At 73.0% G+C, this 19982-nt stretch carries 19 protein-coding genes and 1 tRNA gene; 6 read left to right on the top strand and 14 right to left on the bottom strand.

All coding sequences use genetic code 11. The features are described 5' to 3' along the window. Positions 1–40: 40 nt before the first annotated feature. Together NP064_RS04155 and NP064_RS04150 are read right to left on the bottom strand one after the other, a co-directional pair. Positions 41–1447, bottom strand: coding sequence for a cystathionine beta-synthase (locus NP064_RS04155; RefSeq protein WP_227567769.1), 1407 nt, complete (start codon positions 1445–1447; stop codon positions 41–43). A gap of 181 nt (positions 1448–1628) precedes the next feature. Then, a complete protein-coding gene (locus NP064_RS04150) occupies positions 1629–2474 on the bottom strand; it encodes a Bax inhibitor-1/YccA family protein (RefSeq protein WP_227567770.1) in 846 nt (281 codons plus the stop codon). A gap of 303 nt (positions 2475–2777) precedes the next feature. Between NP064_RS04150 and NP064_RS04145 the strand changes: the two genes are divergently transcribed. The 6 genes from NP064_RS04145 to NP064_RS04120 all read left to right on the top strand — a co-directional run bounded on the left by NP064_RS04145 (position 2778) and on the right by NP064_RS04120 (position 8132). Beyond that, positions 2778–3737: an ATP-binding cassette domain-containing protein gene (locus tag NP064_RS04145; protein ID WP_227567771.1), complete on the top strand. Its 960-nt coding sequence runs from the start codon at positions 2778–2780 to the stop codon at positions 3735–3737. After that, entirely contained in the window at positions 3737–4600 is an 864-nt protein-coding gene (locus tag NP064_RS04140; protein WP_227567772.1) for an ABC transporter permease, read from the top strand. The genes NP064_RS04145 and NP064_RS04140 overlap by 1 nt, the downstream gene beginning before the upstream one ends. 92 nt (positions 4601–4692) lie before the next feature. Then, positions 4693–5925, top strand: a complete 1233-nt coding sequence (locus NP064_RS04135) for a sensor histidine kinase (RefSeq protein ID WP_227567773.1) — start codon at positions 4693–4695, stop codon at positions 5923–5925. Between the two features lie 65 nt (positions 5926–5990). Then, complete coding sequence (locus NP064_RS04130; protein WP_372456332.1) at positions 5991–6620, top strand: LuxR C-terminal-related transcriptional regulator; 630 nt, start codon at positions 5991–5993, stop codon at positions 6618–6620. Positions 6621–6698: 78 nt separating this feature from the next. Then, a complete protein-coding gene (locus tag NP064_RS04125; protein ID WP_227567775.1) occupies positions 6699–7568 on the top strand; it encodes a siderophore-interacting protein in 870 nt (289 codons plus the stop codon). Positions 7569–7673: 105 nt separating this feature from the next. Continuing rightward, positions 7674–8132, top strand: a complete 459-nt coding sequence (locus NP064_RS04120; RefSeq protein ID WP_227567776.1) for a PLD nuclease N-terminal domain-containing protein — start codon at positions 7674–7676, stop codon at positions 8130–8132. A 73-nt stretch (positions 8133–8205) separates the two neighbouring features. On the opposite strand, the gene NP064_RS04115 is transcribed toward NP064_RS04120, so the two are convergent. The 12 genes from NP064_RS04115 to NP064_RS04060 all read right to left on the bottom strand — a co-directional run bounded on the left by NP064_RS04115 (position 8206) and on the right by NP064_RS04060 (position 19981). Next, a tRNA-Leu gene (locus tag NP064_RS04115) sits at positions 8206–8279 on the bottom strand. Between the two features lie 33 nt (positions 8280–8312). Next, positions 8313–9752, bottom strand: coding sequence for an NAD(P)/FAD-dependent oxidoreductase (locus tag NP064_RS04110; protein WP_227567777.1), 1440 nt, complete (start codon positions 9750–9752; stop codon positions 8313–8315). Between the two features lie 178 nt (positions 9753–9930). Further along, positions 9931–11127, bottom strand: coding sequence for an HAAS signaling domain-containing protein (locus NP064_RS04105; protein ID WP_227567778.1), 1197 nt, complete (start codon positions 11125–11127; stop codon positions 9931–9933). Continuing rightward, the gene (locus NP064_RS04100; protein ID WP_227567779.1) at positions 11124–11453 is read right to left on the bottom strand and encodes a PadR family transcriptional regulator; all 330 of its coding nucleotides are present in this window, start codon (positions 11451–11453) and stop codon (positions 11124–11126) included. The genes NP064_RS04105 and NP064_RS04100 overlap by 4 nt, the downstream gene beginning before the upstream one ends. Positions 11454–11653: 200 nt before the next feature. After that, positions 11654–12601 (bottom strand): Ppx/GppA phosphatase family protein, encoded by a 948-nt coding sequence (locus tag NP064_RS04095; RefSeq protein ID WP_227567787.1) that lies wholly within the window; start codon positions 12599–12601, stop codon positions 11654–11656. A 43-nt stretch (positions 12602–12644) separates the two neighbouring features. Next, entirely contained in the window at positions 12645–13163 is a 519-nt protein-coding gene (locus NP064_RS04090) for a DUF501 domain-containing protein (RefSeq protein ID WP_227567788.1), read from the bottom strand. 146 nt (positions 13164–13309) lie between these two features. After that, a complete protein-coding gene (locus NP064_RS04085; protein WP_227567789.1) occupies positions 13310–13882 on the bottom strand; it encodes an FtsB family cell division protein in 573 nt (190 codons plus the stop codon). A 256-nt stretch (positions 13883–14138) separates the two neighbouring features. After that, positions 14139–15422, bottom strand: coding sequence for a phosphopyruvate hydratase (gene eno, locus NP064_RS04080; protein ID WP_227567790.1), 1284 nt, complete (start codon positions 15420–15422; stop codon positions 14139–14141). 238 nt (positions 15423–15660) lie between these two features. Further along, positions 15661–17043, bottom strand: a complete 1383-nt coding sequence (pntB, locus tag NP064_RS04075; RefSeq protein WP_227567791.1) for a Re/Si-specific NAD(P)(+) transhydrogenase subunit beta — start codon at positions 17041–17043, stop codon at positions 15661–15663. Beyond that, positions 17043–18599, bottom strand: coding sequence for a Re/Si-specific NAD(P)(+) transhydrogenase subunit alpha (locus NP064_RS04070; protein WP_227568029.1), 1557 nt, complete (start codon positions 18597–18599; stop codon positions 17043–17045). Before NP064_RS04070 ends, pntB begins: the two co-directional genes overlap by 1 nt. 135 nt (positions 18600–18734) lie before the next feature. Continuing rightward, positions 18735–19430 (bottom strand): nucleoside triphosphate pyrophosphohydrolase, encoded by a 696-nt coding sequence (locus tag NP064_RS04065; RefSeq protein WP_227567792.1) that lies wholly within the window; start codon positions 19428–19430, stop codon positions 18735–18737. After that, positions 19427–19981, bottom strand: coding sequence for a hypothetical protein (locus NP064_RS04060; RefSeq protein WP_227567793.1), 555 nt, complete (start codon positions 19979–19981; stop codon positions 19427–19429). Before NP064_RS04060 ends, NP064_RS04065 begins: the two co-directional genes overlap by 4 nt. Between the last annotated feature and the right edge of the window lies 1 nt (position 19982).

The following is a 19982-nucleotide window of genomic DNA, read 5'->3' as shown; positions in this document are numbered from 1 at the left end:
AGCGGTGTCGTGGTGGGTCGGTGGATACCTCGGCGGTAGATCAGTGCGTGAGGAAGCCGAGCAGGTCGTGCCTGGTGAGCACGCCCACCGGGTTGCCGTCGTCGACGACCATCAACGCGTCGGCCTGCTGGAGCGCCGCGCGGGCCGCCTCGACCGACTCCCCCGCCCCGATCAGCGGCAGCCGTTCGGACATGTGCCGGTCAACCCGGTCGGAGAGCGCCGCCGCGCCGGAGAACACCGCGTCCAGCAGCGCCCGCTCGCTCACCGAGCCGGCCACCTCGCCGATCATCACCGGGGGCTCGGCGCCGACCACGGGCATCTGCGACACCCCGTACTCGTGCAGGATCTCGATGGCGTCGCGCACCGTCTCGTTCGGGTGGGTGTGCACCAGCGCGGGGATCTGGCCGCTCTTGCCGCCGAGCACGTCGGCGACGGTGGCGCCCTCCTCGGCGGGAAGGAAGCCGTACGAGCGCATCCACGCGTCGTTGAAGATCTTGGACATATACCCGCGGCCGCTGTCCGGGAGCAGCACCACGATCACCGCGTCGGCGGCGGCCTGCGGGTCCTCGTCCTGCAGGCGCTGGGCCAGGCGCAGCGCGGCCACCACCGCCATGCCGCACGAGCCGCCCACCAGCAGGCCCTCCTCGCGGGCGAGCCGGCGCGTCATGGCGAACGAGTCGGCGTCGGAGACGGCGATGATCTCGTCCGGCACGGCCGGGTCATAGGCGGTGGGCCAGAAGTCCTCGCCGACCCCCTCGACCAGGTACGGCCGGCCGTCGCCGCCCGAGTACACCGAGCCCTGCGGGTCGGCGCCCACGATCCGCACCGGGCCGCCGTCCTGCTCGCCGCGACCGGCCGAGGCGTCCTTGAGGTACCGGCCGGTGCCCGTGATCGTGCCGCCCGTGCCCACCCCGGCCACGAAGTGCGTCACCCGGCCGTCGGTGTCGTTCCAGACCTCCGGGCCTGTCGACTCGTAGTGGCTGGCGGGCCCGTTGAGGTTCGCGTACTGGTTGGGCTTCCAGGCGCCGTCGATCTCCTTCACCAGCCGGTCCGAGACCGAGTAGTAGGAGTCGGGGTGGTCCGGGGCGACGGCGGTGGGCGTCACCACAACCTCGGCGCCGTATGCGCGGAGCACGTCGCGCTTGTCCTGGGAGACCTTGTCCGGGCACACGAAGACGCAGCGGTAGCCCTTGCGCTGGGCCACCAGGGCCAGGCCCACGCCGGTGTTGCCGCTGGTCGGCTCGACGATCGTCCCGCCGGGCTGCAGCTCGCCGCTGGCCTCGGCCGCCTCGATCATCTTCAGCGCGATGCGGTCCTTCGCGGAGCCGCCAGGGTTCATGTACTCGATCTTGGCGAGGACCGTCGCGGACAAGCCCTTGGTCACGGACGTGAGCTGGACGAGGGGGGTGTTCCCGACGAGCTCGGAGATGTGCTGCGCGTACTTCACGGTGGCGGTGCTCCGGTGGTGGGCGACAGGTGCGGACGACGTGCTGCGCGAGGGCGGACGCCGTCGTCTGGGCGATCATCCCACCCGTCGGGCCGGTGGCGTAGCCGCACGGGGCGGCGGGCCGGAAACGCGAACGCCCGGGCGCGTCAGCGCCCGGGCGTCCTGTCGTCGTGCGAGGCGGTCAGTCGCCCCGGAGGATCGAGAGCAGGCGGAGCAGCTCGAGGTAGAGCCACACCAGGGTCACGATCAGGCCGAACGCTGCGGACCACGCGAACTTGGCGGGCACGCCCTGCTCGACGCCGCGCTTGATCGAGTCGAAGTCCATGATCAGCGACATCGAGGCCAGGCCCACCGCGAGGAGGCCGACGCCGATGCCCAGCGCGCCGCTGCGCAGCGGCCCGAACTCGCCGCCGCCCACGCCGACCAGCATGAGCACCACGTTGATCAGCGAGTACGCGAGGTAGCCGACCATCGCCACGATCAGGAACCGCGTGAACTTGGGGGTGACGCGCACCTTGCCCGAGCGGAACAGGAACAGCGCGGCGCCGAACACGGCGAGGGTCGCGAGGACGGCCTGACCGACGACGCCGTCGTAGCGGGACTCGTAGATCGCGCTGATGCCGCCGAGGAACACGCCCTCGGCCACCGTGTACGCGACGATCAGGGCGGGGCTCGGGTTCTTCTTGAACGCGTTCACCAGGCCGAGCACGAGGCCGACGATGGCTCCCACGAAGAACAGGCCCGGCGCGATCATCCACGTCGCGGCGCCCACGACGACCAGCAGGGCGAGCAGCCCGCCCGTCTTCATGATCACGTCGTCGTAGGTCATCCGGCCGGTCTGCACCGTGGTCGCGGCAGGGGCCTCGTACAGCTGGTTCAGCGACGCGGCGTCGACGGGGGCGTTCCCATAGGCGGCCTGCTGCCCGTAGGGCGACGGCGCCGTGGCCGTGCCGGCGCCCTTCCGTGCCTTCGCGCGCTCTCGGGGGTCACCGAAGATGTCGCTGTTGCTGAAGACGGGATTGCTCAATGTCTTCCTCCTGGTCGCGGCGCCCCGGGAACCCCTCGGCGCGGTCGGTTCGACGGCCGGTCCGCCTCTCGGCAGAGCCGCTGGCCCTCTCTACAGTACGCAAACGCACGGACCTCGCGGTTCGTTCCCGCGCCGCGTCGGCGTCCGCGCCGCGGCTCGGCACGCCGATGGTCTCAGGGTGGGTCGTCCTTGTGGCGTATCCCCGCCGTCGCGGATCTCCGCCTCGCGACGGTTATCCCGGCGGGGCCCGCGGCCGTAGGTTCACGGTGTCAGCTTCCACACCCCCGCACTTGAGGACGTCACATGATCGAGGCACGCGGCCTGACCAAGAGGTACGGGTCCAAGACAGCCGTCGACGACATCACCTTCTCCGTCCAGCCGGGCAAGGTGACCGGGTTCCTCGGCCCGAACGGCGCAGGCAAGTCGACCACGATGCGCATGATCGTGGGCCTCGACCGGCCGACGGCTGGCAGCGTCACGGTCAACGGGCGCCCCTACGCCGAGCTCCGGGAGCCGCTGCACGAGGTGGGCGCCCTGCTCGACGCCAAGGCAGTCCACACCGGGCGCAGCGCCGCGAGCCACCTGGCCGCGATGGCCGCCACCCACGGCATCGGCAAGGCCCGGGTCCGCGACGTCATCGAGATGACCGGCCTCGCCGGTGTCGCCAAGAAGCGGGTCGGCGGCTTCTCGCTCGGCATGGGGCAGCGCCTGGGCATCGCCTCGGCGCTCCTCGGCGACCCGCGCACCCTGATCCTGGACGAGCCCGTCAACGGGCTCGACCCCGAGGGCGTGCTCTGGGTGCGCAACCTGGTCCGGTTCCTGGCATCCGAGGGCCGCACCGTGTTCCTGTCCTCGCACCTCATGAGCGAGATGGCGCTCACCGCGGACCACATCATCGTCATCGGGCGCGGGCGCATCATCGCCGACGCGCCCGTCCAGGACATCGTCGCCCGCGCCACCGGCACCACGGTCCGGGTGCGCACCCCGCACGCGACCCAGCTGGTGGAGCTGCTCCGCGGCCCGGACATCACGGTGTCCACCTCGGAGCCCGGCCTGCTCGAGGTCACCGGCTCGACGGCCGCGACCATCGGCGAGACGGCCGCCGCCGCACAGCTCGTGCTGCACGAGCTGACTCCGATCGCCGCGTCCCTCGAGGACGCCTACATGTCCCTGACCGCCGACTCCGTCGAGTATCACTCGACCTCGACCGGGCTGCCCACGCCGGTGGGCGCGTCGGCCGGCGTCACCTCTGAGGAGAACTGATGAGCACGACGACGCTGCCCGCCGCGACGCCCACCCTCCCCGCCGCTCCCCGGCCCACGCGCAGCGGCCTGACCTTCGGGCGCCTCGTCGCGTCGGAGTGGATCAAGTTCCGCTCGCTCCGCTCGACGTGGTGGACCTTGGCGTTCGCCCTCGGTGGCATGGTCGGCATCAGCCTGATCTTCGGCATCGGGATCCGGGCCAACGCCGTCAGCGCCACGGACGAGGACAGCATGCTGGGGGTGCTCGGCCTGACGTTCGGGTACACCGCGGCGCAGCTGGCCCTCGCGGTGCTGGGCGCGCTCACCATCACGGGCGAGTACTCGACGGGCATGATCCGCTCGACCCTCGCGGCGGCGCCTCGCAGGCTGCCGGCCCTGTGGGCCAAGCTCCTGGTGCTGACGATGGTCACGGTGGCGGTCTCGTTCATCGGCCTGGCGCTGTCCTACCTGGTGACGCTGCCGTTGCTGTCGGGCACGGGGGTGACCGTGGACCTCGGCAACGACGAGACCGTCCGCGCCCTGCTCGGCGTGCCGCTCTACCTCACCGCGATCACGCTGATGGCCTTCGCGATCGGCGCGATCGTCCGGCACTCCGCCGGGGCGATCACGACCACGCTCGGGATCATGCTCGTGGTGCCGATGGTGTTCAGCATCCTGGGCATCTTCGCCTCCTGGGCTCCCCGCGTCGGCGCCTACATGCCCACGACGGCAGGCGAGCAGATCATGTCGTTCGGCGGCATCGCCGGAGCGGGCATGGTCTCCGACCACTCACTCTCACCCTGGGCCGGCATCGGCCTGCTCGGCGGCTACGTCGTCGTGCTCCTCGCGGTCGCGGCCGTGCTCATGCGCCGGAGGGACGCCTGAGCGACGTCGCGCCCCTGGCGCCGGGTCGGGCTCAGCCCGGCCCGGCGCCCTCGCACATCCCCAGCCGCACGGCGGGGGCCCACGCCCCGACCGTGTTCAGCGAGCAGCACGCCCGGCACGGGGGCCCCGTCCGACGCTGGATCTGGCGCCATCCGGTGGCGGTGGACTGGCTGGTCGCCGGGAGCTTCGCGGCGGCGGGCCTCCTCGACTCCGTGATGCTCGACGGCGCCCAGGCCGCCGCGATGGCCCCGGTGATCGTGATCGGGGCCGCCGCGCTCCTGCTGCGACGCCGGCATCCCGAGGCTGTGCTGGGCGTCCTCACCCTGCTGGGCGCGGTCGCCCTCGCCCTCACCGCGTCGCTCTCCGGGTTCGACCTCGGGGCCGCCTTCGCGCTCTACGCCGTCGCCGCCGCACGGACCCCCCGGGTCGCCTGGACGGCGTTCGGCCTCTCGGCTGCCGCCATGGCGTTGTGCGTGGCGGCCTTCGCCCCGGCGTCCGAGTTCTCCGGGGAGACCGGCGCCCTCATGGTGCTCGGGCTGGCCGCCATCGCCGTCGGCGCCTCGGCCCGCAACCGGCGCCTGCACGTCGCCGACCTGGTCGAGCGGGCCAACGCGATCGCCCGCGAGACGGAGCAGCGGGCCCAGCTCGCCAGCGCGGCGGAGCGGGCGCTGATCGCCCGGGAGATGCACGACATCGTCGCGCACAGCCTGTCCGTCATGGTGGCGCTCGCCGACGGCGCCGGCGCCGCCCTCACGCGGTCCCCCACGAGCGCCCAGGCGGCCATCGACCAGCTGTCCGAGACGGGCCGCGCCGCGCTGGCCGACATGCGCCGCGTGCTCGGGGTCCTCCGGGAGGACGACGCGCAGTTCGGCCCCACGCCGGGCCAGACCGACCTGGACGAGCTGGTGGGCCGGTTCCGGCTGGCGGGCATGCACGTCCAGCTCTCCGTCTCCGGTGACCAGCTCCCCGCGGACACCGGGCTCCAGCTCGCGGTCTACCGCATCGTGCAGGAGTCGCTCACCAACGCCCTCCGGCACGCCCAGGCCGGCCACGTGTCCGTCTCGATCGCCCGCACCGACCAGGCCGTCGTGGTGGAGGTCGCCGACGACGGCGGGGCGGGGACCCCCCGCAGCGGCCGCGTGGCCGAGCGCGGCGGTGGACGCGGCGTCATCGGCATGCGTGAGCGCGCGACGATCTACGGGGGCACCGTCGAGGCCGGGCCGCACGCCTCTGGCTGGAGGGTGCGCGCCGTGCTGCCCTGGGAGGCGCCGGCCAAGGACGAGCCCGTGACCATCGGGCCCACAGAGGATGAGGGGACGACGTGACGCACGAGGACCAGACCGGGGGGCCCGTCCGGGTCCTGCTCGTGGACGACCAGGCGCTCATGCGCATGGGCTTCCGGATGGTGTTGGACGCCGAGGACGGCATCGAGGTGGTCGGCGAGGCGAGCGATGGCGCCAGCGCGGTGCGCCAGGCGTCGGTCCTGCGCCCGGACGTCGTGCTGATGGACGTCCGGATGCCCGGGATGAACGGCATCGAGGCCACCGAGCAGGTTGTCGCCGCGGCCACCGGCGCCCGGGTGCTCATCCTCACCACCTTCGACCTCGACGAGTACGCGTTCGCCGCGCTGCGCGCGGGCGCGAGCGGCTTCCTCCTCAAGGACGCCCGGCCCGCCGAGCTCGTCACAGCGATCCGGGCCGTCTCCACCGGGGACGCCGTGGTCTCCCCGCGGGTCACGCGCCGCATGCTGGAGATGTTCTCCGACCGGTTGCCCGACGGCCACGCGGGCGATGGCGCGGCGGCCGCCGCCGACCCCCGGCTCGCCCAGCTCACCGCCCGCGAGGCCGAGGTGCTGCGCACCGTCGCGGAGGGGATGTCGAACGCGGAGATCGCCGAGCGGCTGTTCCTCTCGGAGGCCACCGTCAAGACGCACGTGGGCCGGATCCTCGCCAAGCTGCAGGTGCGCGACCGGGTGCAGGCCGTCGTCCTCGCCTACGAGACAGGGCTTGTGGGGCGTTGACCCGGAGGGCGGCGCCGGGCGCCCGGCCCGCCTAGTCTCTGTAGGCGCACCACCGCCCCCTGCTGAGACGAGTACGACATGACGGCCACCCCCGCCTCCCGCCCGCGACCGAACGCCCTGTTCGCCACCGTCCTGCGCGCCGAGCGGCTCACGCCGGCGATGGTCCGGCTGGTGCTGGGCGGCGTCGGCCTGTCGTCCTTCGTCCCGTCGCCGCACGCGGACTCGTACGTCAAGCTCGTGTTCCTGCCCGAGGGGTCTGCGGGCGAGCTGCCGCTGGCGGCCGACGGCCGGGTCGACCTCGACGCGGTGCGCGCGTCGTCCCCCGCCGACCAGCAGCCCCGGCTGCGCAGCTACACCGCGCGCGCCTTCGACCCGCAGACGCTCGAGCTCACGATCGACGTGGTGGTGCACGGCGAGGAGGGCCTGGCGGGACCGTGGGCCGACGCCGCCCAGCCTGGCGACGAGATCCTCGTGCTGGGCCCCGGCGGCGCCTACTCCCCCGCCGCCGACGCCGACTGGCACCTGCTCATCGGTGACTCGAGCGCACTGCCCGCGATCGCGGTGGCCCTCGAGAGGCTCCCCGCCGACGCCCGAGGGCACGCCTTCGTCGAGGTGCACGACCCGCACGACGAGATCCCCCTCACGGCCCCCGACGGCGTGCAGGTGCACTGGGTGCACCGGGGCCACGGCGTCGTGGGCCTGGCGCTCGTCGAGGCCGTTCAAGACCTGGCCTGGCCTGCGGGCGTCCCGCACGCCTTCGTCCACGGCGAGGCGGGCACCGTCAAGGAGCTGCGCCACCACCTCCGGCTCGAGCGAGGCCTGCCACGGGCCCGCCTGTCCATCTCCGGCTACTGGCGCCTGGGCGCCACCGACGAGGCGTGGCGCGCGGCCAAGAAGGACTGGGCGCGCACCATCGAGGCGGACGAGCAGGCCGTCGGCCTCGACTGACCAGGCCGTCAGCCGCCGGCAGCCCTTCCCCACGGGCAGATGGATGACGCCGCCGGTCGGGTCCCCGAACCTGTGACGGGCCGAGGCTCCCTCCCCTAGGGTGCCGTGCAGGATTCCGACGGCCAGCCGGCCGTCGCCCACGAGGGGATCACGATGCTGCGCTTCCTGCCGGTGCTGGTCGAGGTCGCCGTCCTCGTCTTCTGCCTGATCGACTGCGTGCAGTCCGACCCGGGCCGCATCCGCAACCTGTCCAAGACGGGGTGGATCCTGCTCATCATCATCGTGCCGGTGGTCGGGGGCGTCGCGTGGCTGGTCGCGGGCCGCCCGCAGGGCCCGTCCCGATCCCGCGCTCCGTGGCCCTCGACCGCCACCGCGGGCTTCCCCGAGTACGAGCGCCCGCGCCCGGTGGCCCCGGACGACGACCCAGAGTTCCTCGCCGGCCTCCGCCGGTCCGATGCGGAGCACGAGAAGATGCTGCGCGACTGGGAGGCCCAGCTCCGCGATCGGGAGGAGCAGCTCAAGCGCTCCGAGCCCGAGGACAACCCGCCCCGTCCGGCTGCCTGAGGGCGAGGCCAGCCGCCGACGGAGCGGTCCGCCCACCGGCGGGCGAACCATGGGCCGGCGACCGTCCGGCAGGTGCCCCCGGCGGGTTTCGAACCCGCACTGGACCGGGTTTAAGCCGGTTGCCTCTGCCGGTTGGGCTACGGGGGCGCGCCCCACATCCTGCCAGGCGGAGGCTTCCGGTCAGACGCTGGCGGGCTTCGCCTCCGGCGCGGGCTCCGCGGGGAGGACGGGCTGGACGGGCTTGGGCGGCACAGACGCGGCGCGGAACTCGGCGCGCGGGTCGTGCAGCGAGCCGAGCGAGACGACCTCGCGGCGGAGCAGGAGCGACCCGGTCCACCCGGCCATGATGCGGACCTTGCGGTTGAAGGTCGGCATCGCCATCACGTGGTACGTGCGGTGCAGCACCCACGCGAGGAAGCCGCGCACCTTGATCCGGCCGAACATCTGGGCGACGCCCTTGTACATGCCGAGCGACGCGACGGCGCCGACGTTCTTGTGCTTGTACGGCGTCGGCTCGGCGCTGCGCAGCACGGCTGCGAGGTTGTCGCCGAGGTGCTTCGCCTCGCGCAGGGCGTGCTGGGCGTTGGGCGGGCAGAACTTGCCGGGGTTGAACAGGTCGGGCACGGCGGCGCAGTCGCCGGCGGCGTAGGCGTCCGGCACCACGGCGCCGTCCGCGTCGACGACCTGGAGGGTCGCGGAGCAGGTCACGCGGCCGAGCTGGTCGAGCGGCAGGTCGGACTGCTGCAGCACAGGGTTGGCCTTGACGCCGGCCGTCCACACGATGGTGTCGCTGTCGAATTCGACCTTGTTGGACAGCACCACGTGGCCGCCCACGCAGGAGTTGAGGAACGTCGAGAGGTGGATCTCGATGTCGCGCTTGCGCAGCTGCTCGAGGGTGTAACCGCCCAGCTCGTCGCTGACCTCGGGGAGGATGCGCGGCGAGCCCTCGACGAGCACGAAGCGCAGCTCGGACTGCTCGATGCCTGTGTAGTAGCGGACCGCGGCCCGCGCCATGTCCTCGACCTCGCCGAGCGCCTCGACGCCGGCGAACCCGCCGCCGACGAACGTGAAGGTGAGCAGGCGACGGCGCAGCTCGGGGTCCCAGGTGGACGACGCGACGTCGATTCGGTTGAGCACGTGGTTGCGCACGGCGATGGCCTCTTCGACGTTCTTGAAGCCGATGCCGACCTCGGCGAGCCCGGGGATCGGCAGCGTGCGCGCCACCGAGCCGAGACCGACCACCAGGTGGTCGTAGGTGATCCAGTACGGCTCCCCCTGCTCGGGGACGATCTCGACCGTGCGGTCCGCGTGGCGGATCTCGTTGACCTTGCCCTGCAGCACGTCCACTCCCTTGAGCGCGCGGCGGTGCGGGGCGACGATGTGGCGCGGGTCGATCGAGCCGGCCGCGGCCTCGGGGAGGAACGGCTGATAAGTCATGTACGGGCGCGGGTCGATCACGACGATCGCGGCCTCGCGGCGCCCGAGGCGCTTGCGCAGGCGGCGGGCGGAGTACAGCCCGACCGTCCCGCCTCCCAAGATCACGATGCGGGGGACCTTGCGCGGACGGGGCGCGGGGGCCTGTGCGCGGGCAGCATCAACGGAGGCGACGACCTGAGGCATGGATCGAGGTTAAGCCCGGTCACGAGCAGTGGAAACCGAAACCGACGTGATCCCGCGCACATGCGGTCGCGCTCCCACGGGCGCCGCGGCGCGACGGCCCGCCGAAGCCCCAGGTCGGCATCCCAGGCCCGCGCAGATCAGGCTGAGCCGCCGTCCGGCGAGGTCGGCGTGAGACGCCTCACTGCGCCGCCTCTGCCCCCTCCACGGCCGGCGCCTCGGGCTCGGCCGAAGGGCCTGTCGGCGCCGGGCTGGCCGGGTCGGCGGGGTCGGCCGGTCCAGCACTCGGCGCGGCCTCGGGCGCCTGCGCACGGCCCGGCACCGCGGGCGCCTTCGCGAACGGGCGCGGCGGCGTGCGCATCGTGGCCCCTGGCGACGGCGACGGGCGCCCCTCGGCGTCCCACTCGTCGAAGTCGCTCATCGGCGCGCCGACCAGCGGGTACACGTTCCAGCGGGTGCGGCCGTCCTCGTCCTCGACGGACGTGAACTGCCACCGCTCGTCCACGCCGTACAGCGACCACCCGTCGTACCTCCCGTACGAGTCGGCCTGGATGGTCTCCACGGGGCGCCCGCGGTCGTCGTAGATCTGCACGCCGTCGAGCGGGTTCCCCTCGGCGTCGTACACGTAGAGGTTGCTGACGGCCATGCCGCCGACCACCACGCCGTCGGCGACGGGGGCCGCTTTGTCGACGTACTCGACCACGGTCGAGTACCGGTACTCGACGTCGTGCGACGCGAGTGTCCCCATGATCGGGAGCGCGGCGACCAGGGCCACGACAGTCGTGAGCCTCGGCAGCCTCCGCAGCCGCCCGGTGGGCAGCCACAAGCCGCGTCCCCACTGCACGCTCACCAGGATCGCGGCGAGCATGGCCACGAAGAGGGCGGGGTTGCTGAAGGGCGCCCAGCTGAGCCGCGGGCCTGTCGCGTACACGCCGGCCAGCGCGGCCACGAGCTGGTAGGCCAGCCAACCGCGCAGCACCCACGCGACGGGCAGCAGCACGGTCAGCAACTCACCCACGGGCGGCCACCACGGCTGCGACCGCAGCACGTCGAGGCCCTCGACGCACGCCTCGTAGGCAGCGCGGACGGGGAGCGTGACCCACCGCCAGAATCCCCTGCGGCGCTCCGGAGCTGCGGCTCCGTCGGGCATCCCGGCCGCGGCGCGCAGCTCGGCGGCGTAGGCGCTCGGCTGGCCGAACCTGCCGACCAGGTCGTCGGTGCCGGGCGCGTCGACCAGCGCCTCCCCCAGATCGGCCTCGAGCCCGTCGGTCAGGTCGTCCACCTGCTCGGGGGTGAGGCCGACGAGGTGGCGCCGCACCTCGGCGGCGTAGGTGTGGGCGTCGGTGATGACGCCGTGGCCTGCGTGGGTGCCGCTCATCGGGAAGTCTCCGTCTCCAGCAGTCGCGACATGGTGCCCGCGAACTCGAACCAGTCCTTGCGCTGCGCCGCGAGCATCGCCCGGCCCTGCGCGTTGATGCCGTAGTACTTGCGGTGCGGCCCCTCGTCGCTGGGCACGACGTAGGACGTCAGCGCCCCCGACGAGTACAACCGCCGCAGCGTGCCGTACACCGACGCGTCGCCGACCTGCTCGAGCCCGCCGGCCCGCAGCCGACGCAGGACGTCGTAGCCGTAGCCGTCCTCCTCGGCGACGACCGCGAGGACCGCGACGTCGAGGACCCCCTTCAGCAACTGGGTGGTGTCCATCGGTGCCTCCTGGCGATTGTCGTCGCGGGAGCCCGCCCCTCCGCGGGCTCCCGCGACACGCACGGTACTACGGATCGCGCAGTACCGGGCACAGTGAAGTACTTCGCCGATCGGATTCACCCGTCCGGGTGCGCGCGCGCCGGCTCGGGCCCGCACGGGCGCGAGGCAGACGGGCCAGGCGGCGCCGTCCCGTCCTCAGGTCAGGCGATGCTCCAGGCGATCCCGTCGAGGATGTCGTGCTCCGAGGTGACGACCTCAGAGAGGTCGCGGCCCTGCGCCCGCACCGCGTCGCGCACCCGCGCCACGACGTCGTGCCACACCAGCGCGCCGGCGCCGATCACGTCGACCCGGCCCGGGTGCATGAAGCCCAGCGCGGCGCGCGATCCGCGGTCCCGCGCCAACAGGTCGTCGCACGCGGCGAGGACCGTCTCGACGGGCAGCACGGCGCCGTCGATGCGCCGAGGGTCGTACGCCTCCAAGCCCAGCGCGTGCGCCGTGACGGTGGTCACCGACCCCGCCAGGCCGACCAGCGTCACCGTGTCGCCGAACGGCACGGTGAGCGCCGCCTCGTCCAGGGCCGCCGCCACGTCCGCGTGCGCGGCCGCCCGCTGCCCGGCGGTGGGCGGGTCGGTCAGCAGATGCCGCTCGGTGAGCCGCACGCAGCCCACGTCCATCGAGAACGCGGCCTCCGGGGCGCTCGTGCCGATCACCACCTCGGTCGAGCCACCGCCCAGGTCGACCACCAGGAACGGCCCGGGCCTGCGCGCCGCGACCACGCCGGTGGCGCCGCGGAAGGACAGCGCCGCCTCCTCCTGGCCGCCGATGACCTCGGGCTCGACGCCCAGCGCGGCGCGGACGCCGTCCACGAAGTCCGACCGGTTCTCGGCGTCGCGAGACGCGCTCGTCGCCACGAACCGGATGCGCTCGACCCCCAGGTCGCCGCAGACCTTCGAGTAGCGGGCTGTCGCCTCGAGCGTGCGCTCGAGGGCCTCCGGCGCGAGCCTCCCCGTCTTGTCCACGCCCTGCCCGAGCCGGACCACCTCCATCCGGCGGTCCAGGTCGACGAGGGTCCCCGCCGCGGGGTCGACGTCGGCGACCAGGAGTCGGATCGAGTTCGTCCCGCAGTCGATGGCAGCCACACGCGTCATGGCGCTCATCCTTCCACCACCACGCCGTCGCCCCCGCCCTCGGTCAGCAGCTGCAGCGGTCCGGGCGCCACACGTCGCGCAGCAGCCCCAGCGTCTCGTCGCCCACCGGGTTGACCCCGGGGCCAGAGGCCAAGGCGTGCCCGACCAGCACATGCAGGCACTTCACCCGGGTGGGCATACCACCGGCGGAGATCCCCGCGATCTCCTCCACGTGCGCCAGCTCCTCACGCTGTGCGAGGTACGCCACATGGGCCCGCTGGTACGCGGCCGCGAGCTCCTCGTCCTCCCGCAGGCGCGCCGTGAGCTCCTTCATCAGGCCGCTGGCCTCGAGCGTGCTGACCGCCGCCACCGCGGGCGGGCATGTCAGGTAGAACGTCGTCGGGAACGGGGTGCCGTCGTCCAGGCGAGGCGCCGTCCGCACCACCAGGGGCCGGCCGCACACGCAGCGCGCCGCGACCGCGACAACCCCGCGCGGGGGCCTGCCGAGCTGCTCGCGGAGCACCTCCAGGTCGCCGTCGGTCACGACGGGGTCATCGGTCCTCGCCAGGGGGATCTCGCTCACTGCACGTCCGTTCCAGAGAGTGCCCGCGGGTCCGCGGGACGGTGGTCCTTCGCCCGGCGCACGGCCAGGCCCGGGCCATTCTCCCGCAGCCAGATGGCCACGCCGTCAGCGCGGCCGCGTCGGCGCGCCCCGGCGGCGCGCGGCTGTCAGGGCGCCGGGTCGTCCACTGCGGGGCCGAGGTCGGCCACGCCCGCCGCGCGCACCGACTCCCACACCGTCGCGTACCAGGGCAGCGGCGCGTCCTGCTGCTCGCCCCCGGCGGCGCCGCCACTCGGAGGGGTGGCCGTCGAGGCGGGGGCGCTCTCGGGATCGGCCACCCGGTAGGCGGTCTCCCCGGGCAGCACGTAGCCCAGCCGGGCACGTGCCTGGGCCACGACGTACGCGTCGTCGCTCCACCTGTCGACCGCCGCCACGAGCTCGTCGTTGCGCAGCCGCGCCGCCTCCGCCTGGGCGGTGAGCTGCTCGAGCTCGACCCGCTGCGCCAGGTAGCTGCGCAGCGTGGGGAAGACCAGCACGAACGCGATCATGGTGACGACCCCGAGCACCATGACCCGCACGGTGAACAGCCGTGGGACGGGCGTCTGGACCGCCTCGGCACGGGGCACGCCCCGCGGCGGCGTCGTCCCGGAGGCGCGGGCCGCCGGGCGCGCGGACGCCGGCCGGGTGGCCGACGGGCGCGGGGCCGAGGACCGCGGGGACTTGCCGCGGCCCGTGCTCACCCGCGGCGTGCTCCCGGTGCGCGGCCCACCGCTCCCCTGGCGCGACCCGCCCGCGCCTTGGCGCGGGGAGGGAGGGCGTCGGGCGGAGGGCACGCGACGATTGTGCCCCGCGGACCGCAGATCGGCGCGCAGGAGGGCGGGCCGCGTCGCGATGCGATCAAGACCTTCACCAGCCCTCCGCAGGGGGCCGGACGCACCGGAGGCCGGCGACCATGACGGTCACCGGCCTCCGAGAGCGACGAGGGCTACGCCCTGGTCAGGCCTGCTTCCACCGCGGGAAGGCGGTGGCGCCGGCGTAACGGCCGGCGTCGTCCAGCTCCTCCTCGATGCGGAGCAGCTGGTTGTACTTGTTGATGCGCTCGCCACGGGCGGGGGCGCCCGTCTTGATCTGGCCGGCGTTGGTCGCGACGGACAGGTCGGCGATCGTCGTGTCCTCGGTCTCGCCGGAGCGGTGCGAGGTCATCGTGGTGAAGCCGTTGCGCTGCGCCATCTCGACAGCGTCGAGCGTCTCGGTGAGCGTGCCGATCTGGTTGAGCTTGACCAGCAGCGAGTTCGCGGCCTTGAGCTCGATGCCCTTGGCCAGGCGGACCGGGTTGGTGACGAACAGGTCGTCGCCGACGATCTGCACGCGGTCGCCGACGACGCCCATGAGCGCAGCCCAGGAGTTCCACTCGTCCTCGGACAGCGGGTCCTCGATCGAGACCAGCGGGTAGTCGCGGACGAGGCCCTCGTAGTACTCGATCATCTCGGCCGGCGTGAACGCCCGGCCCTCGAACTGGTACGCGCCGTCCTTGAAGAACTCGGTCGCCGCGACGTCGAGCGCGAGCCCGACGTCCTTGCCGGGCATGAAGCCGGCCTTCTCGACGGCCACGAGGATCAGGTCGAGCGCCTCGCGGTTGCTGCCGAGGTTGGGGGCGAAGCCGCCCTCGTCGCCCAGGCCCGTGCTCAGGCCCTTGCTCTTCAGCACGGACTTGAGGGAGTGGTAGACCTCGGCGCCGGTGCGCAGCGCCTCGCGGAACGTGGTGGCGCCGATGGGCGCGACCATGAACTCCTGGATGTCGACGTTGGAGTCGGCGTGCGACCCACCGTTGAGGATGTTCATCATCGGAACGGGCAGGATGTGCGCGTTCGGGCCGCCGACGTAGCGGAACAGCGGCAGGTCGGCCGAGTCGGCCGCGGCCTTGGCGACGGCGAGCGAGACGCCGAGGATGGCGTTCGCGCCGAGCTTGCCCTTGTTGGGCGTGCCGTCGAGGTCGATCAGGGCCTGGTCCACCAGGCGCTGCTCGGAGGCCTCGAAGCCGATGATCTCAGGGGCGATCTCGTCGATCACCGCGTTGACGGCGTCTTCGACGCCCTTGCCCAGGTAACGGCCCTTGTCGCCGTCACGGCGCTCGACGGCCTCGAACGCGCCGGTGGACGCGCCCGAGGGCACACCCGCGCGGGCGATGGTGCCGTCGTCGAGAGCGACCTCGACCTCCACGGTGGGGTTTCCGCGCGAGTCCAGGATCTCCCTGGCTCCGACGGCCTCAATGCTGGCCATGGTGGCTCCTTCGACGAAAGGTGGGGTTGCGACCTCAGCCTAGTGGCGTGGGCCACGGGGCGCGGCGGGACCTTCGGCTCCTGGACAACGGCGCCGGTGGACTAGCCGCCCAAACCCGGTCGACCCGCCCACCAGGCCGGTCGCCGCCCGCCAGACGCGACAGGCGCCCGCCCTGCCTCCAGGGTCTCCCCGGAGCGGGTCGGGCGCCTGCCGGGCGGCTGACGTCGGCGACGGCGGCTCAGAACGCCTGGATGATGTTCTCCACCTGGGACTTCGCGTCACCGAAGAGCATCGCGGTGTTGTCCCGGAAGAACAGCGGGTTCTGCACGCCCGCATAGCCGGTGGCCATCGACCGCTTGAACACGATGACCTGGCGCGAGCCCCACACCTCGAGCACCGGCATGCCCGCGATGGGCGAGCCCGGGTCCTCCAGCGCCGCGGGGTTCACGGTGTCGTTCGCGCCGATCACCAGCACGACGTCGGTGTCCGCGAAGTCGTCGTTGATCTCGTCCATCTCGAGCACGATGTCGTACGGCACCTTGGCCTCGGCCAGCAGCACGTTCATGTGGCCGGGCAGGCGCCCCGCGACCGGGTGCACGCCGAAGCGGACGTTGACGCCCTGGCCGCGCAGCCGCTGGACCAGGTCCGCAACGGGGTACTGCGCCTTGGCCACCGCCATGCCGTAGCCGGGGGTCACGATGACCGAGCGGGCGTTCTTGAGCATCTCCGCGACCTCGGCGGCGCTGACCTCGCGGTGCTCGCCGTAGTCCGTGTCGGAGGCCACGACCGTGCCGCCCTCGGCCCCGAACCCGCCGAGGATCACCGAGACGAACGAGCGGTTCATCGCCTTGCACATGATCCAGCTGAGGATCGCGCCGGAGGAGCCGACGAGGGCGCCCACCACGATGAGCAGGTCGTTGCTCAGCATGAAGCCGGCCGCGGCGGCCGCCCACCCGGAGTACGAGTTGAGCATCGAGACCACCACGGGCATGTCCCCGCCGCCGATGGACGCGACCAGGTGCCACCCGACGAGCAGCGCGATCACCGTCATCGCGACCAGCGGCGCCAGCGAGGCGTCCGCGATGAACCAGCCCATCAGCCCCAGCGAGGCGACCACCGCGCCCAGGTTGAGCCAGTTGCGGCCCGGGATCATCATCGGCGCCGAGGAGATCTTCGCGGCGAGCTTGAGGTAGGCCACGATCGACCCGGTGAAGGTCACCGCGCCGATGAACACCCCGAGGAAGACCTCGACGAGGTGCACCGTGTCGGGGGTCTCCGTCAGGTAGGAGTTGAAGCCGACGAGCACCGCCGCGAGGCCCACGAAGCTGTGCAGCATCGCGATCATCTCGGGCATCTGCGTCATCTCGACCTTGCGGGCCTGCCACGTCCCGACGGTGGCCCCGATGAGGAACACCAGCGCGATGAGCATGAGGGTCACGAAGACCGGGCGCTCCGAGCTCTGCGCGGCGAGCAGGACGGTGGCCATCAGGGCCAGGCCCATGCCGACCATGCCGAGCACGTTGCCGCGCCGTGCGGACTCGGGCTTGGAGAGTCCCGCGAGGGACAGCACGAACAGGACGGCCGCGACGAGGTACACGGCCTGGGCGAGCGACGTCAGCATCAGGCGTCCTTCCTGAACATCCCGATCATGCGGTACGCGACCAGGAACCCACCGAAGATGTTGATGCTGGCCACGGTCGCGGCGACGAACGCCAGCGTCGAGACGATCCAGCTCTCCGAGCCGATCTGCAGCAGCGCCCCGACGAGGATGATCCCCGAGATCGCGTTGGTCTGGGCCATCAGCGGCGTGTGCAACGAGTGGCTCACGTTCGAGATGACGTAGTAGCCGATGATCACCGCGAGGACGAACACCGTGAAGTGCCCGAGGAACGCCGCGGGGACGAACATCAGCGCGAGCGCGAGCAGCACGGCGCCGAGGCCGGCCATCGCCATACGCCGCTGGCCGCGCGCCTGCGCGGCCCGGGCGGCCTCGGCGGGGTCGACCGCGGCGGGGGCGGGTGCGGCGGGCTGGGCCGACGGCGCGGGCGCGGCGGAGACCTGGACGGGCGGCGGCGGCCAGAGGACCTCCCCCGACCCGACGACGGTCATGCCGCGCTGGACCACGTCCTCCAGGTCGAGGACGAGCGTGCCGTCCTTCTCCGGGGTGAGCAGCGCCATGAGGTGCACGATGTTGGTGCCGAACAACTGCGAGGTGTGCTGCGGCATCCGGCTCGTGAGGTCGGTGTAGCCCAGGATGACGACGCCGTTCTCGGTGACCACGCGCTCGCCGGGGACGGTGAGCTCGCAGTTGCCGCCGCCCGAGGCCGCGAGGTCCACGATGACCGAGCCGGGCCGCATCGCGGCGACCATCTCGGCGGTGATGGTCGTCGGAGCCTGGCCGCGCACCAGCGCCGTGGTGATGACGATGTCCGCCTTGCGGGTCTCCTCGGCGTACATGCGCGCCGTGAACTCCTCCTGCTCGGCGGTCAGCGCGCTCGCGTAGCCGTCGGAGCTGACCTCCTGCTGCGCGGTCTGCGCCTGGACGAACTGCGCGCCCATCGACTCGATCTGCTCGCCGACCTCGGGCCGCACGTCGAACGCGCGCACCTGGGCGCCGAGGCTGCCGGCGGCGCCGATCGCCGCGAGCCCCGCGACCCCCGCGCCGATCACGAAGACATGCGCGGGCGGCGTCTTGCCGGCGGCCGTGACCTGGCCGGAGAACATGCCGCCGTACTCCTCGGCGGCCTCGATGACGGCCCGGTACCCGGCGACGTTGGACAGCGTTGAGAGCACGTCGAGGGCCTGCGCGCGGGAGATGCGCGGCACGGCGTCGAGCGCCAACGCGTTCACCTCGCGCGCGGCCATCGCAGCCAGCAGCTCGGGGTGCGTGGCCGGGGCCATCATCGACACCACCGTGGCGCCGGGCCGCAGCGCCTCGAGCTGCGCCTCGCCGGGGGCTTCGACGGCGGTGACGACGTCGCTGGACCACACGTCGGCGAAGGCGCCGATGCTGGCGCCCGCCTCCTCGTACGCGGTGTCAGGGAAGTTCGCCGCGGCTCCGGCCCCCGACTCGACCACGACGTCGTAGCCCAGCTTGACCAGCTGGGCCACGGTCTTGGGAGTCGCGGCGACAAGCCGCTCGCCCGGGCGCTGCTCGCGCGGGACGCCGATCCTCATCATCTGGCCCTTCGTCTCGTCCAGTGGGTTGCCATCAGGCAACAGCTACACATTCTCGTGAGGCGCACGCTCCCCGACCACGGACCTTGGGCCTGATCCCCGCTCCCAAGCGTCCGCGTATCGAGACGTTCCTGCTCACGTCTGCGGGCGTCGCGCCTCGGCGCCACGAACCCGCGACTCCAGCTCCCGGGTCGCCGCGCGCAGCTCCTGCTCCGCGTCGACGCCCGCGGCCTGCGCCTCGGCCACGAGGTCCAGCAGCCGCTCGCCCAGGCTCTCCGCCCGGGCACGCGCGTCCACCGAGACCAGGTCGTCGTGGCCCGAGCGCCGGGCGCGGCCCACGACCTTCTGCGCGCGGGCCACCGCGCCCAGGGTCGCCGGGATGCCGTCCAGCACCGAGGCCCTGCGCTTCTCCTCGGCCTTGATCCGATCCCACTGGACGTGCAGGTCCTCGAGGGAGCCGGCCCCAGACGCGTCGGCGAAGACGTGCGGGTGCCGCCGGACCAGTTTGGCGGTGATGCCACGCGCGACGTCGTCGACGTCGAAGGGGTCGTCCGGGTCCTCCTCGGCGATGCGCGCGTGGAAGACGACCTGCAGCAGCAGGTCGCCGAGCTCCTCGCGCATGCCCGCGCGATCCCCCTGCTCGATCGCCTCGGCGACCTCGTGGGCCTCCTCGAGCACGTAGGGCACGAGCGAGCGGTGCGTCTGCTCCGCGTCCCACGGGCAGCCGTCCGGCGAGCGCAGCCGGTCCATCACCTCGACGAGCGCGCGCAGGCCGGAGCCGGGCTCGTCGCCCGGCCCGCCCGCGTCAGGACCCGCCGAGGCCTGGCTCATCCGCCCGCGGAGTCCTGGGACAGGACGAGCCAGTCACGAGCGGGCGCCACCAGCTGGTTGTCGGCCGTCACGTCGGCGTACCGAGGGCTGACCTCGACGTCGGAGGAGGCCACCTCCTCGGTGAGCTGGGCGAGCACGTCACCGGCGTTCGGCAGCGACTGGAGCGCGTTGATCTCCAGCGAGTACCGGGCGACAGCCCGGGCGCCGTCCCCGAAGGACAGGTCGGTCATCCCCGCCTGCGCCGCGATGTCTGACAGCAGCGCGTCGGCGTCCGCGTCGGAGGCCGCCACGCCGTTCTCGGCGGCGACCCGGTCCACCGCCGGGGTCTGCACGAGCACCGTGAGCACCGTGATCGGGGTCGCGCCCTGCAGGAACGGGCCCACCTCGGCGACCGCGTCTTGGAGCTCGGCCGCGGAGATCTCCTCGCCGTCGACGACGGCCGCGGCTCCGGGTTGGCCGCTGCACGCGCCCAGCAGGCTGGCGACGGCGAGCGCTGACGCCGCCACCGCCGCCCGACGCGGCCGGGCCGACCGGGAAATGTTCGCCGTCACT

This window comes from Cellulomonas chengniuliangii, assembly GCF_024508335.1.
GTDB lineage: Bacteria > Actinomycetota > Actinomycetes > Actinomycetales > Cellulomonadaceae > Cellulomonas_A > Cellulomonas_A chengniuliangii.
Note: the sequence above shows the minus strand (reverse complement) of the source record. Positions and strands in the feature narration are given on the sequence as shown.

What these genes read in the sequence shown, in the direction of transcription:
- eno (WP_227567790.1), bottom strand. Translation starts at nt 15,422, where the DNA reads ATGGCCAGCATTGAGGCCGTCGGAGCCAGGGAGATCCTGGACTCGCGC.
- NP064_RS04100 (WP_227567779.1), bottom strand. Translation starts at nt 11,453, where the DNA reads ATGGACACCACCCAGTTGCTGAAGGGGGTCCTCGACGTCGCGGTCCTC.
- NP064_RS04140 (WP_227567772.1), top strand. Translation starts at nt 3,737, where the DNA reads ATGAGCACGACGACGCTGCCCGCCGCGACGCCCACCCTCCCCGCCGCT.
- NP064_RS04110 (WP_227567777.1), bottom strand. Translation starts at nt 9,752, where the DNA reads ATGCCTCAGGTCGTCGCCTCCGTTGATGCTGCCCGCGCACAGGCCCCC.
- pntB (WP_227567791.1), bottom strand. Translation starts at nt 17,043, where the DNA reads ATGCTGACGTCGCTCGCCCAGGCCGTGTACCTCGTCGCGGCCGTCCTG.
- NP064_RS04070 (WP_227568029.1), bottom strand. Translation starts at nt 18,599, where the DNA reads ATGAGGATCGGCGTCCCGCGCGAGCAGCGCCCGGGCGAGCGGCTTGTC.
- NP064_RS04105 (WP_227567778.1), bottom strand. Translation starts at nt 11,127, where the DNA reads ATGAGCGGCACCCACGCAGGCCACGGCGTCATCACCGACGCCCACACC.
- NP064_RS04130 (WP_372456332.1), top strand. Translation starts at nt 5,991, where the DNA reads ATGGGCTTCCGGATGGTGTTGGACGCCGAGGACGGCATCGAGGTGGTC.
- NP064_RS04145 (WP_227567771.1), top strand. Translation starts at nt 2,778, where the DNA reads ATGATCGAGGCACGCGGCCTGACCAAGAGGTACGGGTCCAAGACAGCC.
- NP064_RS04065 (WP_227567792.1), bottom strand. Translation starts at nt 19,430, where the DNA reads ATGAGCCAGGCCTCGGCGGGTCCTGACGCGGGCGGGCCGGGCGACGAG.
- NP064_RS04125 (WP_227567775.1), top strand. Translation starts at nt 6,699, where the DNA reads ATGACGGCCACCCCCGCCTCCCGCCCGCGACCGAACGCCCTGTTCGCC.
- NP064_RS04095 (WP_227567787.1), bottom strand. Translation starts at nt 12,601, where the DNA reads ATGACGCGTGTGGCTGCCATCGACTGCGGGACGAACTCGATCCGACTC.